The organism is Ruegeria sp. D4 (assembly GCF_056534475.1).
Genome location: NZ_JBQFPJ010000001.1, coordinates 65,608 through 81,163 on the forward strand (window position 1 = coordinate 65,608; position 15,556 = coordinate 81,163).

The 15,556-nt window shown below is 58.5% G+C and carries 15 protein-coding genes; 11 read left to right on the forward strand and 4 right to left on the reverse strand.

From position 1 onward, the window contains the following. Window positions 1-40: 40 nt before the first annotated feature. Both ACR0MI_RS00330 and ACR0MI_RS00335 read left to right on the forward strand, forming a co-directional pair. Entirely contained in the window at window positions 41-691 is a 651-nt protein-coding gene (locus ACR0MI_RS00330; RefSeq protein ID WP_170609925.1) for a thermonuclease family protein, read from the forward strand. 99 nt (window positions 692-790) lie between these two features. Next, window positions 791-1,030 carry a DUF465 domain-containing protein gene (locus ACR0MI_RS00335; protein ID WP_170609927.1) on the forward strand — a complete coding sequence of 80 codons (240 nt, stop codon included), beginning with the start codon at window positions 791-793 and terminating at the stop codon, window positions 1,028-1,030. A gap of 84 nt (window positions 1,031-1,114) precedes the next feature. Here the strand turns inward: ACR0MI_RS00335 and ACR0MI_RS00340 are convergent, their stop codons facing one another. Together ACR0MI_RS00340 and ACR0MI_RS00345 are read right to left on the reverse strand one after the other, a co-directional pair. Continuing rightward, on the reverse strand, window positions 1,115-2,515 hold the full coding sequence (locus tag ACR0MI_RS00340) for a helix-turn-helix domain-containing protein (RefSeq protein WP_170609929.1): 1,401 nt from the start codon (window positions 2,513-2,515) through the stop codon (window positions 1,115-1,117). Between the two features lie 65 nt (window positions 2,516-2,580). After that, entirely contained in the window at window positions 2,581-3,786 is a 1,206-nt protein-coding gene (locus ACR0MI_RS00345; protein WP_170816656.1) for a multidrug effflux MFS transporter, read from the reverse strand. A gap of 182 nt (window positions 3,787-3,968) precedes the next feature. Between ACR0MI_RS00345 and ACR0MI_RS00350 the strand changes: the two genes are divergently transcribed. The 3 genes from ACR0MI_RS00350 to ACR0MI_RS00360 all read left to right on the forward strand — a co-directional run bounded on the left by ACR0MI_RS00350 (window position 3,969) and on the right by ACR0MI_RS00360 (window position 6,581). After that, window positions 3,969-5,501: an acyl-CoA carboxylase subunit beta gene (locus ACR0MI_RS00350; protein ID WP_170609933.1), complete on the forward strand. Its 1,533-nt coding sequence runs from the start codon at window positions 3,969-3,971 to the stop codon at window positions 5,499-5,501. Between the two features lie 245 nt (window positions 5,502-5,746). Beyond that, window positions 5,747-6,091, forward strand: a complete 345-nt coding sequence (locus tag ACR0MI_RS00355; RefSeq protein WP_170610904.1) for a DUF6497 family protein — start codon at window positions 5,747-5,749, stop codon at window positions 6,089-6,091. Window positions 6,092-6,227: 136 nt separating this feature from the next. Beyond that, window positions 6,228-6,581 (forward strand): hypothetical protein, encoded by a 354-nt coding sequence (locus ACR0MI_RS00360; RefSeq protein WP_170609935.1) that lies wholly within the window; start codon window positions 6,228-6,230, stop codon window positions 6,579-6,581. Window positions 6,582-6,655: 74 nt separating this feature from the next. On the opposite strand, the gene ACR0MI_RS00365 is transcribed toward ACR0MI_RS00360, so the two are convergent. Continuing rightward, window positions 6,656-7,807 (reverse strand): DcaP family trimeric outer membrane transporter, encoded by a 1,152-nt coding sequence (locus ACR0MI_RS00365; protein ID WP_480853336.1) that lies wholly within the window; start codon window positions 7,805-7,807, stop codon window positions 6,656-6,658. Window positions 7,808-8,457: 650 nt separating this feature from the next. Here ACR0MI_RS00365 and ACR0MI_RS00370 point away from each other — a divergent pair. Next, window positions 8,458-8,661, forward strand: a complete 204-nt coding sequence (locus ACR0MI_RS00370) for a hypothetical protein (RefSeq protein ID WP_170609939.1) — start codon at window positions 8,458-8,460, stop codon at window positions 8,659-8,661. A gap of 117 nt (window positions 8,662-8,778) precedes the next feature. Beyond that, window positions 8,779-10,824, forward strand: a complete 2,046-nt coding sequence (locus ACR0MI_RS00375) for an acetyl-CoA carboxylase biotin carboxylase subunit (protein ID WP_170609941.1) — start codon at window positions 8,779-8,781, stop codon at window positions 10,822-10,824. 76 nt (window positions 10,825-10,900) lie between these two features. Here ACR0MI_RS00375 and ACR0MI_RS00380 read toward each other — a convergent pair whose 3' ends face one another. Further along, the gene (locus tag ACR0MI_RS00380) at window positions 10,901-11,347 is read right to left on the reverse strand and encodes a DUF4174 domain-containing protein (protein ID WP_170609943.1); all 447 of its coding nucleotides are present in this window, start codon (window positions 11,345-11,347) and stop codon (window positions 10,901-10,903) included. 165 nt (window positions 11,348-11,512) lie between these two features. Here ACR0MI_RS00380 and scpA point away from each other — a divergent pair, with 165 nt between their 5' ends. The 4 genes from scpA to ACR0MI_RS00400 all read left to right on the forward strand — a co-directional run bounded on the left by scpA (window position 11,513) and on the right by ACR0MI_RS00400 (window position 15,556). Further along, window positions 11,513-13,639, forward strand: coding sequence for a methylmalonyl-CoA mutase (scpA, locus tag ACR0MI_RS00385; RefSeq protein WP_170816654.1), 2,127 nt, complete (start codon window positions 11,513-11,515; stop codon window positions 13,637-13,639). Window positions 13,640-13,748: 109 nt separating this feature from the next. Beyond that, window positions 13,749-14,345, forward strand: a complete 597-nt coding sequence (locus ACR0MI_RS00390) for a VOC family protein (RefSeq protein ID WP_170816653.1) — start codon at window positions 13,749-13,751, stop codon at window positions 14,343-14,345. After that, window positions 14,342-14,830, forward strand: a complete 489-nt coding sequence (locus tag ACR0MI_RS00395) for a GNAT family N-acetyltransferase (RefSeq protein WP_170816652.1) — start codon at window positions 14,342-14,344, stop codon at window positions 14,828-14,830. The genes ACR0MI_RS00390 and ACR0MI_RS00395 overlap by 4 nt, the downstream gene beginning before the upstream one ends. A 45-nt stretch (window positions 14,831-14,875) precedes the next feature. After that, window positions 14,876-15,556, forward strand: a complete 681-nt coding sequence (locus ACR0MI_RS00400; RefSeq protein WP_170609951.1) for a molecular chaperone DjiA — start codon at window positions 14,876-14,878, stop codon at window positions 15,554-15,556.

The following is a 15,556-nucleotide window of genomic DNA, read 5'->3' on the forward strand; positions in this document are numbered from 1 at the left end:
CCCCGTTGAATGCGTCGCTGGTCAGGGGCATATCGGGGGTATGTTAAGACTTTGTTTGTGTTTTGTTCTGATGCTGCCGCAGATGGTTCTGGCCGCTGACCGGCCAACCGGGACTGTGCGGGTCGTGGACGCGGATACGTGGGATGTCGGTGGGGTCAGGATTCGTCTGTCTGGAATTGACGCCCCCGAATTGGATCAGACATGTCGTGACGCGCAAGGTGTCGAATGGCGCTGTGGCGCGTGGGCAACGCAGGTTGCACGACAAAGGTTCGATGGGCGACCGGCCTTCTGTGAACCGGTGGATCGGGACAGGTATGGCCGTGTGGTTGCTCGTTGTTATGTAGCGGGGAGCGATGCAGCGCTTACGCTGGTCGAGGATGGGCTGGCCTTTGCGTATCGCAAATACTCCCGCGAATATGTGCCGATTGAACAGAGGGCCGCGAAGGAAAAGAAGGGTCTGCACGCAACAGTGATTCCGGTGCCCTGGGTGCACCGCGCCGGGACCGCAGGTTTGCCCCGGCAGGAAACGTGCCAGATCAAGGGAAATATCTCGCCTAGTGGAGAAAAGATTTACCACGTGTCCGGGCAGGCTTTCTATACGGCGACAAAGATCAACAAGGCAAAGGGCGAGCGTTGGTTCTGTGACGCCAGGGCGGCGCGTTTGGCGAGTTGGCGACCTGCAAAGCGGTGAATCCAGCCTTTTGATGTCGCCAATTTGATCCGGGTCAAAGCGGTATCGCCGGAACATGTTTATCCGTGGGGACAACAACATTTCGAGGAGCTTACACGAATGTCTCACACACCACATGAACTGGCCGAAGAGTTTCCGGAAAAGGTCGAAGTGATGAGCCAACTCAAGCAGTCCGACGCGCATTTTGCCCGGCTGTCGGACGAATATCATGAGATCAACCGGACCGTGCATCGGGCCGAGACCAATGTCGAGCCGATGGAGGAACTGGCTGAAGTTGAGTTGCGCAAGAAGCGCGCGGCCTTGAAGGATGAAATCTGGGCGATCCTTTCGAAAAACTGACCCAATCGGGGGCTCTGCCCCCGTCGCGGCAGGCCGCGACTCCCCCGGGATATTTTTTGCCAGATGAAGATCCCGGGGAAAGTTTCAGGTGACTTCGTAGGGCAGCGTTCCTCGGGTATGGGCGTCGATTGTCAGCCTGCGTTCCAGCGGGGGAACGGACCTTTGGTGACAGGTTTGACGTTCGCAAATCCGGCAGGAAATCCCGATCGGTTCATAGGCGCTGGCATTGCTGATATCCAGGTTGTCGGCATAGACCAGAGCCTGCGCGTGACGCACTTCGCACCCCAGTGCAATGGCGTAGCGGCGCACCGGGGCCCCGAATGAACCGCCGGATTTCGATACGTCGCGTGCCAGGGAGATATAACGCACTCCGTCCGGCGTTTCGGCAAGTTGAAGAAGGAAATGACCTGGCGTTTCGAATGCGCGGTGGACATTCCACAGCGGGCAGGCGCCGCCGAAGCGCGCAAATTGCAGTCGTGTGGCTGAATGGCGTTTGGTGATCGTTCCGGCCTGATCCACGCGAACAAAAAAGAAGGGGATGCCTTTGGCTCCGGGCCGTTGCAAAGTGGACAGGCGGTGGGCAACCTGTTCGATCGATGCGCCGAATCTGATGCTGAGCAATTCCAGATCGTGGCGATCCTCTTGCGCGGCGGCCAAGAAGGCACCGTAGGGCATCAGGGAAGCCCCGGCAAAGTAGTTCGCAAGCCCGATTTTGGCGATGGCGCGGGCTTCGTCACTTTGGAAGCGGGCGAAATCCAGGGTTGCTTCAAGTAGTTTGTCCTGAGAAATCAGCGCAACCTGCAGCAGCAACTGAAAGACCTGCGTTTGCGGCGCGGCGCGTGAAGACAGAGAAAGCGTTTTGCTTGCTATGTCATATTTGCGCGTTTCCGAGATGTCCGTGAACTCGACACGGATGCCCCGCTCGGACAGGCTGTTGAGGGCTGCGGCGCGTATGCCTCCGGCTTCTTCCGCGCGTGTTGAAAACCGTTCGGCGGCCCGGTCAACAGCGTCGATATAGTTGTCGCAATAGTGGAAGAAATCGCGCACCTCTTCCCAGGGGCTGGCCTGAATTCGGGAATCCTCGCGCCCCAGGGCCTCGTCCAGCGAGGCCAGCCGTTCGTGCGTCTGGCGATACGTGCGGTGCAATGCAATGAAGGCACGTGCCAGCGCCGGCGCGTTCGATGCAGTCAGTCGCAAGTCGGCAAGAGGGGGCATTGCGTCGTCGAAGACCGGGTCGGCGAGCGCTTCGCGCATATCCGACACCAGCCGTTCGCTGTCACCGGTGCTGAGCTCGGTGACATCCATCCCGAATTCTTGCGCCAGAGCCAGAACAACCGTTGTCGAGATCGGTCGGTTGTTGTTCTCCATCTGGTTTAGATAGGGCAGGGAAACGCCAAGCTTGGTTGCGAATTCCTTTTGCGTCAGGGTCAGGCGCGTGCGCATTTCGCGCAGCTTTGCGCCGGCATAGAGCTTTTGAGTGGCCATGGCGTGTCTTTGCAACTTTTCTTTCAGCGCAGGCTAACTTTGCAAACCGCTGCGTGCAAGAAAGTTCAAAGACCCAGCTGTCGTTCCCGCCAAATGACAAGGCTGATGGCTGCGATGGCCAGAACCGCGGTTGTGAGCATTAGCCAAAGCAACGGCATTGCGCCGGTTTCCTGTGTCAGAAGCGCGCCCGCAAGTGCGCTCAGCGCTGCGCCGCCGCCAAGCATGATCGCTCCGCTCAGACCGGATGCTGTTGCGGCCAGATGGGGGCGAACGGACAGCGAGCCGGATGTTGCATTGGGGATCGCCATGCCGTTGCCGACGCCAACAAATGTCATAAACCCGAAGAAACTGATGGCGGTTCCCAAGCCGGCCAGGAACAGTAGAGCAGACAGGAATACACCAAGCGCGTTCAGCCAGCTTCCCCACAAAACCATCTTGTTGATGCCAAAGCGAACCGAGTAGCGCCCGCTCAGGAAGTTGCCGAAGAAATAGCCAAGTGCTGGCGCGCCGAAATAGATGCCGATTTCTGCCGCGGTCATGCCAAAGACCTCGGTTCCGATGAAGGGGGCGCCGCCGAGATAAGCAAAGAACGCGCCAGACGAAAACGCGGAGGACAGAGAGTATCCCCAGAACCGCGGAGACGTGAGAAGTTCCGGGTATTCCCGAAACTGCTGCAACAGTGTCTTGCCGCTTTTGATGCTGGTTTCACCGAAATCCGAATAGGTCAGCCAGATCGCAAGAGCGCCCACCAGAAAAGGAAACCAGAAGTTGGCTTTCCAGCCAAAGACCTCTTCCAGGATGCCGCCAATTGCTGGACCGATCATCGGAACGACCGCCATGCCCATGGTGACATATCCAATCATCGAGGCGGCTTTGTCCTGTTCGTAAAGGTCGCGAACGGCGGCTCGGCTGAGGACCATCCCGACCACGACAACGGCCTGAGACATTCGAAACGCCAGGAAAACCTCGACATTCGGGGCATAGATGCAGCCTAAAGTCGCCAGCAAAAAAAGCCCGAGCCCCCACAGCATAACGGGCCTGCGCCCGGCCTTGTCCGCTATTGGGCCAATCAGTATCTGCAGCACCGCATTTATCAGCAGATACAGGGCAATCGACAACTGCATCACCCGGTATTCCGTCTCAAAATACTCTGCCATGTTGGGCAGGCTGGGCAGAAACAGATTCATGCTCAGGGCCGAAAGCCCCGATAGGATGACCAGTGTTGTGATTGAAGGCGGCGATCTGCGCACCGAGGTCGAGCTGAATTGCATGATGTGCATGTATAGGGGGCGCAGATGAGATTACCATCGGCCTCGCAGCGCCAATCGAAAAATTAGCAAATTTACACTATTCAATGACTTGATTGCCAATAGTTTGCAAATTTGCCGAAAGTTGCTTTGGTCCTTGCATGACTCCGTATAAGGTCCGGCCAAATTTTACAGGGGTTATCGTCATGAAAGACATCCTTTCCGAGCTTGAAGATCGCCGTAACGATGCGCGGCTGGGCGGTGGGCAAAAGCGGATCGATGCGCAGCATGCGCGGGGCAAACTGACGGCACGCGAGCGGATCGAGTTGCTACTGGACGAAGACAGCTTTGAAGAATTCGATATGTTCGTCAGCCATCGTTGCACTGATTTCGGGATGGAAAATCAGAAACCTGCGGGTGACGGTGTTGTGACCGGATGGGGCACGATCAACGGTCGCATGGTCTATGTGTTCAGTCAGGACTTCACGGTTTTTGGCGGCTCGCTGTCTGAAACCCACGCACAGAAGATCTGCAAGATCATGGATATGGCAGTGCAGAACGGAGCCCCGGTGATCGGTATCAACGACTCGGGTGGAGCGCGTATTCAAGAAGGTGTTGCGTCACTGGCGGGTTACGCCGAAGTGTTCCAGCGTAACATTATGGCCTCAGGTGTCGTGCCGCAGATCAGCGTAATCATGGGGCCCTGTGCGGGCGGCGCGGTCTATAGCCCGGCGATGACCGACTTTATCTTCATGGTCAAAGACACTTCCTACATGTTCGTAACCGGTCCCGACGTAGTAAAAACCGTAACGAACGAGGTCGTGACGGCGGAAGAGTTGGGTGGTGCGTCTACTCATACAAAGAAGTCTTCGGTTGCCGACGGTGCATTTGAAAACGATGTCGAGGCGCTGGCCGAAGTGCGCCGTCTGGTTGATTTCCTGCCGCTCAACAACCGCGAAAAGCCGCCCGTGCGTCCGTTCTTTGACGAACCCGATCGCATTGAATCTTCGCTGGATACGTTGGTTCCGGACAACCCGAACACGCCCTACGACATGAAGGAACTGATCGCGAAGGTCGCGGATGAGGGTGATTTCTACGAAATCCAGGAGGATTTCGCGAAGAATATCATCACCGGTTTCATCCGGCTTGAGGGGCAGACCGTTGGCGTCGTGGCCAACCAGCCGATGGTTCTGGCCGGATGTCTGGACATTGACAGCTCGCGCAAGGCCGCACGGTTCGTGCGCTTCTGTGATTGTTTTGAAATTCCGATCCTGACACTTGTCGACGTTCCCGGTTTCCTGCCCGGCACCAGCCAGGAATATGGCGGCGTGATCAAACACGGCGCAAAGCTTCTGTTCGCCTATGGCGAGGCAACGGTTCCGAAAGTAACCGTCATCACGCGCAAGGCTTACGGCGGAGCCTATGACGTGATGGCGTCGAAGCACTTGCGTGGCGATTTCAATTACGCCTGGCCGACAGCCGAGATCGCAGTGATGGGCGCCAAGGGCGCGACCGAAATCATTCACCGCGCTGATCTGGGCGACGCGGACAAGATCGCGCAGCATACGCAGGATTACGAGGATCGCTTTGCCAATCCGTTCGTCGCGGCCGAGCGCGGATTTATTGACGAAGTGATCATGCCACACTCTACGCGTCGCCGTGTCTCGCGGGCATTTGCGAGTTTGCGGAACAAGAAGCTGAAGAACCCGTGGAAAAAGCACGACAATATCCCGCTTTGATGGCCGGGGTGGGGCGGCCCACCTCGAATTGGCGCCGGTCTGCCGAATTTGATGGCGGAACGATTGCGAAGCTGAAAATCCGACTTTGAGGCCGAAACAGGTTTATGGAACAACCAGCCAAAAACAGATTAGCGCGGCGTGTCAACGCTGCGCCCGCGACCCCGGAGAGAGGAGCCTGCCACTGGCAGGGCTGGGGTCGCGCATTTGTTTTAGCTGGCGCATTGCTTGCATCCCCTGCGGAAGTTTTGGCCCAAAGCCTTCTGCCTGTCCCGTCAGGTCAGCCGGTCGAGCTGAGCGATGTTCTGCTGGACAATAACCCAGGTGAATTGTGGCTGAGGTTTCGCTTCATCGCGCCCAAGATCGGTTCGACAGTTGGGCGGATCGGTTATGATGTGGCGTCGGCCGATATGGCGCATCTTTGTGAAATCCTTGCGGTTCCCTATGTGGCGAAGCATGAACTTGAGCCGGCCCTCGTCGTGATTTCCTTTTCCGACCGCGCCACCGAATTCGGTAATGCCGCGCCCGACGCAACGCAGTTTTTCGAGGCCTACCGGTTGGAGGATTCCCGGTGTATCTGGGAAGGGCTCTGATCGTGATCGGTGATTTTCATGACATCAGTGCGTTTCAGAAAAAACCGGCGACCGTGGAGGTGCGCGCAATGAAACCAGCTCTGGTTGGATGTAAGTCCTGTGTCTTTTTCAACATGTTGATGGCCGAGGTTCAGGTATGCTGAAACATCGTGGTTTCCCCGGCCGTCTGTCCGGCACCGATTTCCAGTTCGTCATCCGGCGCGCCAACCCCAAAGGTGTAACGCCTCTGACCCGGCGCGAGCGTTTCCGGGATCGCAAACCAGCGGACCGGCGCGCGGACGCGGCGTTCATGGAAGCGTTGTGGGAACATTTCGGTGACCAGCCGTTTGAGCGTGGCAATTTGGACGCAGGGCGGCTGAGCTGGCTGTTCGGGCGCGAAGTAATTGCGGCAGAAGACCCGTTCGACCCTGCCAGCTACGACGCGTTGCTGGTGATTGATCTGGACGTCGCGCGCCATTCCTTTCCTGAAATCTTCGACGGGGTGCGCTGATCGTGTTTGCCGCCATGTCCCATATCCGCCAAGGGAAAACCCTGCCCGAAGCCGGGCAGGGCCGGTATGGGATGTCAGAAGTTCAACTGCGCCGCCAGTTGGACCCGGTCGCCGTCAAACGTCCGGCCAGTGGGGGCATCGTTCCGTTCGCCAAAGAAGTATTCGGCGCTGAATGTCAGGTTGTCGGTTGCCTGGTAAAAGGCGTTCACATGGATCGTCTCAAGCTCGGTGAAGGACAACGTGCCGGTCGAGGTGGGCAGATCGTAATCTTCGCGACCGTAGGCGATACCGACATTCCATTTCGTACCAATGTCCTGGCGGAACTCGATGGTATAGCCGTCGACGTCATTTGCCCGGCCGTTGACGATGGCATCACCCAGGCCGATCAGGTAGGGGCCAAGCGCCTCACCGTCTACGTAGTTGACCTGAAACAGCCCCCCCTGCCACGGCCGGACCGAGCCCGAGAGGGTAAAGCCTGTCTGATCGACTTCGACCGTGCCGGATTCGGCCTTGCCATAGAGGGCGGATGCGCGGGCAATATATGTGCCGTCGTCGTACTCGATGGCACCGGTGAAAACAGGATTTCTCGAATTGGACGCGCTGACGTTCTCTTCTATCGAAGCCGAGAATGTGGTGTTGGACCCAAGGGTACTGGAGTAGCGCACCTGTGGCACACGAGCGAATGGGATACCGACAGGACCGTTGAATTCAACCGAGGTCGGATAGGTGTCCAGCGGCTGGAAATTGGTCCAGTACTGACCGATCAGCCAGCTATCTCCGATCGTGATATTGGCATGGCGCAGGCGCAGTTCAGCCGCTCCGCCCGAGGCGAACAGATCCAGTTCCAGCTGACCTCCGATTTCGCCGATACCGGAAGGCGTGCTGGTACGCAGCCCGATTCGGGACTGACGAACAGTCGCGCCGAATGTGCCACTGGTCTCGTTTGCAGGCTCACCGATGTTGTTTACGAAGGCGGTGTCACCCTGGTCGTAGTCGAAGTCGTAGAAGAAATCGGCCTTGATATATCCGTAGACGTCCAGAGTGGTGTTGCCGATCCTCAGATCGCCGGTCCCGGCACCGGATTTGGCGGCCTCCAGCGCTTCGACACGGGCGCGCAGGGCATCCAGTTCGGCCTGGGTCTGAGCATCCTGGGCGTTGGCCTTCAATCCGCTGAGTCCGAGCGCCGAGACGGCGAGCAGAAGGGCCGTTTTTCTCTTTATTATCATTTGGGTATTTCCTTGTATGCGAGTGTGCACAAGCACAGTTCCACGTCCCAAAATCCGATGGAAATCACGACAACGGGACAAAATGGGCCCGATTTCTCAAGCAATCGTGCGGGAAATCCCAAGCACCTTCACGTGTGGGTGAAAGAGGGTCGTAACGCACGGAAATCGAGAGAAAATTTGGCTTTCGAATTCCAAGGCGTTCGTGATTTGCCTTTTGCCCAAATCGCACTTGGAAGCCAGGTCTGTCACAGGAATGTGACACCTTCTGGTGTGCTGGAATATGGATACGGCAAAGGTCTTGTCGGCGCGAAATTGCGCGGCATTACGCAGGATGGGCAAAATCCAGCCGGTATTCGGGGTGGAAACAATACTTTGTTTGCCGCCGGGATTGTGCCGTGCATGGTGGAAGGGCCGTGCGGCTCTACTTTGCCTGCGTCGCACAAGCACCTACTATTCCGTACCCCTTCCTATCGCGGGCAGGCTTGTGTTCCCCACAATATCCTGCCCGCGTTTTTCTTTTCTCAGACAGTAGGCAACAAGCGGCAAAAAACTCCGCAAAAAGTTTGGTTGCCGCCGTTGTTATTGCATAACAATGCGGGCTTCCGGCATCTGGCCGCAAGGAAACCAAGAAATCTGAAGGGGCAGAAACCATGCAAACCTCACGCATCTTCCTTGTGGTCGCGGCCTGCGCAGGCCTTGCGGCCTGTGGCGAAACCACCGGCGAACAAGCGGTCATCGGCGGCGGAGCGGGCGCCCTGGGCGCGGTCGTTCTGGACGCAAACCCGGTCGTCGGCGCTGCGGTCGGTGCCGCGGGCAACGTACTGTATTGCAAGTCGCAGGGTACCTGCGACTAACTCAAAGCTTTTCGGGGCGCGTTCCGCCCCGTCCGCCATCATGCAGAACGCCGTCGCGGGGGGAGTCCCCTGCGGCGGCGTTTTGCATTTTCAGAACACCAAGCCAAAGGACGTCTCATGTTCAACAAGATCCTGATCGCCAACCGGGGCGAGATCGCCTGCCGGGTCATCAAGACCGCTCGCAAGATGGGTATCGGTACGGTCGCCATTTATTCTGACGCCGACAAGAACGCGTTGCACGTTTCGATGGCTGATGAGGCGGTGCATATCGGACCGCCACCGGCGAACCAGTCCTACATCGTGATCGACAAGGTGATGGATGCCATCCGTCAAAGCGGTGCACAGGCGGTCCATCCCGGCTATGGCTTCTTGTCCGAGAACTCGAAATTCGCCGAAGCGCTTGAGGCCGAAGGCGTCGCTTTTGTCGGCCCCCCGGTGGGTGCCATCGAAAGCATGGGTGACAAGATCACCTCGAAGAAGATCGCGCAGGACGCCGGTGTTTCGACGGTTCCCGGTTACATGGGGCTGATCGAAGATGCCGACGAGGCGGTCAAGATCTCGAACGACATCGGCTATCCCGTCATGATCAAAGCCAGTGCCGGTGGTGGCGGCAAAGGGATGCGGATTGCATGGAATGACGAAGAAGCGCGCGAGGGTTTCCAGTCGTCCAAGAACGAAGCGGCCAATTCCTTCGGCGACGACCGAATTTTCATCGAGAAATTCGTGACCCAGCCGCGGCACATCGAAATTCAGGTTCTTTGCGACAGCCATGGTAACGGCATCTATCTGGGCGAACGCGAATGTTCGATCCAGCGCCGGAACCAGAAAGTGGTGGAAGAGGCACCGTCGCCGTTCCTTGATCCCGAAACACGCAAGGCGATGGGGGAACAGGCGGTCGCGCTGGCAAAGGCCGTGAACTACGCCAGTGCGGGCACTGTGGAATTCATCGTCGATGGGGAAAAGAATTTCTACTTCCTCGAAATGAACACCCGTTTGCAGGTGGAACACCCGGTGACGGAACTGATTACCGGCGTCGATCTGGTGGAACAGATGATCCGCGTGGCCGCAGGTGAGACGCTATCGATTACGCAGGATGACGTGACCCTGACAGGCTGGGCGATCGAAAACCGTCTTTATGCCGAGGATCCGTATCGCAACTTCCTGCCGTCGATTGGCCGTCTGACTCGCTATCGTCCGCCGCAGGAAGTCGCAGCCGGTCCGTTGCTGGTCAATGACAAATGGCAGGGTGAGGCCCCCTCGGGCGAGGCTGCAGTGCGCAATGATACCGGCGTCTATGAGGGCGGCGAGATCAGCATGTATTACGACCCGATGATCGCAAAGCTCTGCACCTGGGCACCAACCCGTGAGCAGGCGATTGAGGCGATGCGCGTGGCGCTGGACAGTTTCGAGGTTGAAGGCATCGGCCACAACCTGCCGTTCCTGTCTGCTGTCATGGATCACCCGAAATTCGTCAGCGGCGACATGACCACAGCGTTTATTGCTGAAGAATATCCAGACGGCTTCGATGGGGTTCAACTGCCCGAGGTCGAGTTGCGGCGGATCGCGGCCTCGTGTTCTGCCATGCACCGGGTTGCCGAAATTCGCCGTACCCGCGTATCGGGCCGGATGGACAACCACGAACGCAAGGTTGGCACCGAATGGACGGTGACGTTGCAGGGGCAGGAGTTTGACACAACGATTGCCGCCGACCCCGGAGGTTCAACGGTGAGCTTCGCGGATGGCACCGTGCACCGTGTGTCCTCAGACTGGACGCCAGGTGATCAACTGGCAGTACTGGATGTGGATGGCAATCCATTGGTGCTGAAGGTGGGCAAGGTTTCGGGCGGGTTCCGCATCCGAAACCGGGGCGCGGATATCAAGGTGCACGTGCGCACGCCGCGTCAGGCCAAACTGGCCAGGCTGATGCCGGAAAAACTGCCGCCGGATACTTCGAAAATGCTGCTGTGCCCGATGCCCGGCCTGATCGTGAAGATCGACGTCGAAGTGGGGCAGGAAGTTCAGGAAGGTCAGGCGCTGTGCACCGTCGAGGCGATGAAGATGGAGAACATCCTTCGCGCCGAGAAAAAAGGCGTGGTCTCGAAGATCAACGCAGGTCCCGGCGACAGTCTCGCCGTGGACGACGTGATCATGGAATTCGAGTGACCATGGCTGCGCTTTTGTCATATCTCCAAGGGCCACCGGCGATCATCGCCGGGGCCAATGGGCTTGGCGAAAGTTCTCAGCCGCCCTCGCGCCGCTCGCGAATCTCGCGTTCGCGCAAGGGGGTCTTGTCGATGGACCGGCCAATCTCGCGCACGCTCCACGGGCTGGGTTTGCGCAGTTTCACGACCCCATCCTTGTCGACAAACACCATCTGGAATCCACGCGGGCGCAGTTGTGACCGAATGGGCGACCGCGCCTTGGGATCGGTATCCGTCAGCACGATAACGTCGCGGTCGCGCATGGCGTCTTCACCTTCCAGCAGCATGTCGATCTGTTGCTGGAACCGTGGATCGGCAGGTGTATCGGCAAAGACAACGATGGGTCGGCTGACCCATAGGAATTCGTCCAGTTCGCTGTCGCCAGCGGGTCGGACAAAACTGTCATCTGCTGGTGCTGTGCCATCGGCGGCCAGCGCGGCCAGCGGGAATAGTGCCGAGAAAACAAGGGCAAGCGTGCGTGTCATATGGCCTCCTGTTCCAATGAATATAGCCACTGTGCAGGCGATTGCGACCAGCGATTTGCACTCAACGCTCAATTTTCCGCGCCCGGGCCGGATTGAAGGGCGGGATTGAACATACGCGTGCTGTCGCAAACCGGCCGCGCACCGAATTGATAAGAGGAAATCGAAATGACCGACACGAAGGACTGGAAAGCGCTTGCCGAGAAAGAGCTGCGCGGTCGTCCGTTGGATGATCTGACCAAAGAAACGCTGGAAGGCATCGACGTCAAACCGCTGTATACGCCTGCGGACACGGCGGAACTGCCGCATATGGGGTCTTTGCCGGGTTTCGGGCCGTTTACACGCGGTGTGAAGGCGACGATGTACGCAGGCCGTCCGTGGACCATCCGCCAATATGCGGGCTTTTCCACCGCCGAGGAATCGAACGCTTTCTATCGTCGCAACCTGGCGGCCGGTCAGCAGGGCGTGTCGGTGGCCTTCGATCTGGCGACACACCGGGGCTATGACAGTGACCACCCGCGCGTTGTCGGAGACGTGGGTAAAGCCGGTGTGGCCATTGATAGCGTTGAGGACATGAAGATTCTGTTCGACGGCATCCCGCTGGACAAGGTCTCGGTCTCGATGACGATGAACGGCGCGGTGATTCCGATTCTGGCGAGCTTCATCGTTGCGGGCGAAGAACAGGGCCACGACAAGTCCGTCCTGTCCGGCACCATTCAGAACGACATTCTGAAAGAGTTCATGGTGCGCAACACCTATATTTATCCGCCTGAACCGTCGATGAAGATCATCTCGGACATTATCGATTACACGTCGAACGAGATGCCCAAGTTCAACTCGATCTCAATTTCGGGCTATCACATGCAAGAGGCCGGAGCGAACCTGGTGCAGGAACTGGCCTATACGCTGGCTGACGGGCGCGAATATGTTCGTGCCGCGACGCAAGCCGGGATGGACGTGGACAAGTTCGCAGGTCGCCTGTCGTTCTTCTTTGCGATCGGCATGAATTTCTTTATGGAGGCTGCCAAACTGCGTGCCGCGCGGACCCTGTGGCACCGCGTGATGACCGAGTTCGGGGCAAAGTCCGAACGGTCCAAGATGTTGCGCACCCATTGCCAGACTTCCGGCGTGTCGCTGCAGGAACAGGACCCCTATAACAATGTGATCCGTACCGCCTATGAGGCGATGAGCGCGGTTTTGGGCGGCACCCAGTCGCTGCACACAAATGCTTTGGACGAAGCGATTGCGTTGCCGACCGATTTCTCGGCCCGTATCGCGCGGAACACGCAATTGATCCTGCAGGAGGAAACCGGCGTGACGGATGTGGTCGATCCGCTGGCGGGTTCCTACTACGTCGAAAGCCTGACCAACGAGCTGATCGACAAAGCCTGGGCCCTGATGGAAGAGGTCGAGGAGATGGGCGGCATGACCAAGGCCGTGGCCAGCGGCATGCCCAAGCTTCGGATCGAAGAAAGTGCCGCGCGTCGTCAGGCCATGATCGACCGGGGTGACGAGGTGATCGTCGGCGTCAACAAGTACCGCAAGGAACAGGAAGACCCGATCGACATTCTCGACGTCGACAACGTCGCCGTGCGCGAGGCTCAGGTCGCGCGGCTGGAACGTATCCGCGCAACGCGGGACGAGGCAGCCTGCCAGCAGGCGCTGGACGCATTGACCACCACAGCCCGCGAGGGTGGAAACCTGCTGGCCGCTGCCGTTGAGGCCGCCCGTGCCCGCGCATCCGTAGGAGAGATCAGCATGGCAATGGAGAAGGAATTCGGCCGCCACCGCGCCGAAGTGAAAACGCTGGCCGGTGTCTATGGAGCGGCCTATGAGGGTGACGAAGGTTTTGCCGCGATCCAGAAATCCATCGAAGATTTCGCCGAGGCTGAAGGCCGCCGCCCCCGCTTGCTGGTCGTCAAGATGGGGCAGGATGGCCATGACCGGGGTGCCAAGGTGATTGCGACGGCCTTTGCGGATATCGGGTTTGACGTCGACGTTGGCCCTCTGTTCCAGACACCGGCCGAGGCGGCTCAGGATGCCGTCGACAATGACGTCCACGTGGTCGGCATTTCTTCACAGGCGGCAGGCCACAAGACACTGGCCCCGCAACTGGTCGAGGAACTCAAGAAAGCCGGTGCCGAGGATATCATCGTGATCTGCGGCGGGGTGATCCCACAGCAGGATTATCAGTTTCTCTATGATCACGGCGTTAAGGCGATCTTTGGTCCGGGCACCAATATCCCCGAAGCGGCACAGGATATTCTGCGCCTGATCGGCGAAGCCAAGGGGTAAGGCCCAGACAAGATTTTTCAACGAAGAATCTTGTGGCGCAGATGTCCGAGGACAGCTTTATTGGGAAAGGTAGCGCGTTTTCTGCGCTGCCTTTTTTGATGGGGTGGAAATGGAACTGGATCATCTGGCCGTCGCAGGGGAAACGCTGGAGGCTGCTGCCGCGCATGTCGAGGACGCCTTGGGGGTCAGGCTTGAGACAGGCGGCAAGCATGAGAAATTCGGTACTTATAACAAGCTGCTCGGACTTGAAGATGGCTTGTATCTGGAAGCGATTGCAGTTGACCCGAATGCGGCGCAACCCGAGCGCACCCGGTGGTTCGATCTGGACCGGTTCCAGGGTGCACCGCGCCTGACCAACTGGATCTGCCGTGTGAAGGATATCGAGGCGGCCATCATGCCAGGTGGCCCGTTCGACCCGACAGATCTGGAGCGCGGCGCACTGTGCTGGCGTATGATCGTGCCGTCGTCCGGGCGCCTGCCTTATGACAACCTCTATCCCGCACTCATACAGTGGCAGGGCGATCTGCACCCCGCCGGAATGTTGCAGGCCAGTGGTTGCCGGTTGCTGAGATTGCTGGTGTCCCATCCCGAAGCCGCGAAACTTGCCCAAAGCACCGGGCCGGTTGAGGGTGTTGAGTTTCACCAGGGCCCGCCGGGTCTGCGCGCTGAATTCGAGACACCAAACGGACGTCGCGTTCTGGAATGAGGGTTCGGCAGGCACAGATTGCGGATGCACCAGCGATTGCGAATATTGCCAACGCGATCATCAGGGATACCCTGGTTACGTTCACATCCGAGGAGCGGTCTGCCGCGGGAATTGCAGCCGACATAGAAGCCCGCGGTGCGGGGTTTTTGGTGGCTGAACTGGATAGCGAGGTTGTCGGTTTCGCTTCGTATACTCGGTTCCGATCCGGGCCGGGGTATGCCGAATGCCGCGAGCACTCGATTCAACTCGCTCCATCAGCACGTGGCAAGGGGATCGGCCGCGCGTTGATGAGCCGGTTGGAAGAGGTGGCCCGGTCCGACAGCGTCCACGTGCTTGTGGCGGGAATATCTTCTGAAAATCCGGCGGCCATCGCCTTTCACGGTCGCATCGGTTTCACCGAAGTCGGACGAATGCCCCAAGTGGGCTGCAAATGGGGCCGCAGGTTGGATCTGGTACTGATGCAGAAAATTATTGGTCAGGACTGATCTGTCGCACCTGACACGCGCGATTTGTGGCGCTAGGGTGCGGCCATGTCGATCTGGACCCGTATATCCGATGCGCTGAGCGCACTGGCACAAGGTGAAAGCCTGACGGCCGTTTTTGAAAAACTGCGCTCACCGCCTGAAAGGTCGGTGGCCTTTACAATCGCTGTGATCGCGCTGGGCGCCAAGATGGCCAAGGCAGACGGGCAGGTGACGCGGGACGAGGTTACGGCCTTTCGCGATGTGTTCCAGATTGCCCGCGAAGACGAAGAAGGCGCGGCGCGGGTGTTCAACATGGCCCGAACCGACGTGGCCGGCTATCAGGACTATGCCCGCAAGATCGCCAGGATGTTCGACGAAGACAGCACGACGTTGTGCGACCTGATGGAAGGCCTGTTTCACATCGCAATGGCCGACGGGTTTTATCACCCGAACGAAAACGAGTTTCTGGAAGAAGTCAGCCGGATATTCGGGCAAACCGACGCTCAGTTTCTGGCGCTGCGCGCCCGGTTCGTGCCGGATGCCCCAAACGATCCGTATACCGTTCTGGGCGTGACAAGGGACATGCCGTTGACCGAAATTCGCAACATCTGGCGCAAGCTAGTGCGCGAAACCCATCCTGACGCCATGATGGCGCGCGGCGTGCCCGAGGAGGCAATCCGGCTGGCCGAGAAAAAGATGATCGACATCAACCGCGCCTGGGACGAAATAAACGGTGCAAAGGTCTGA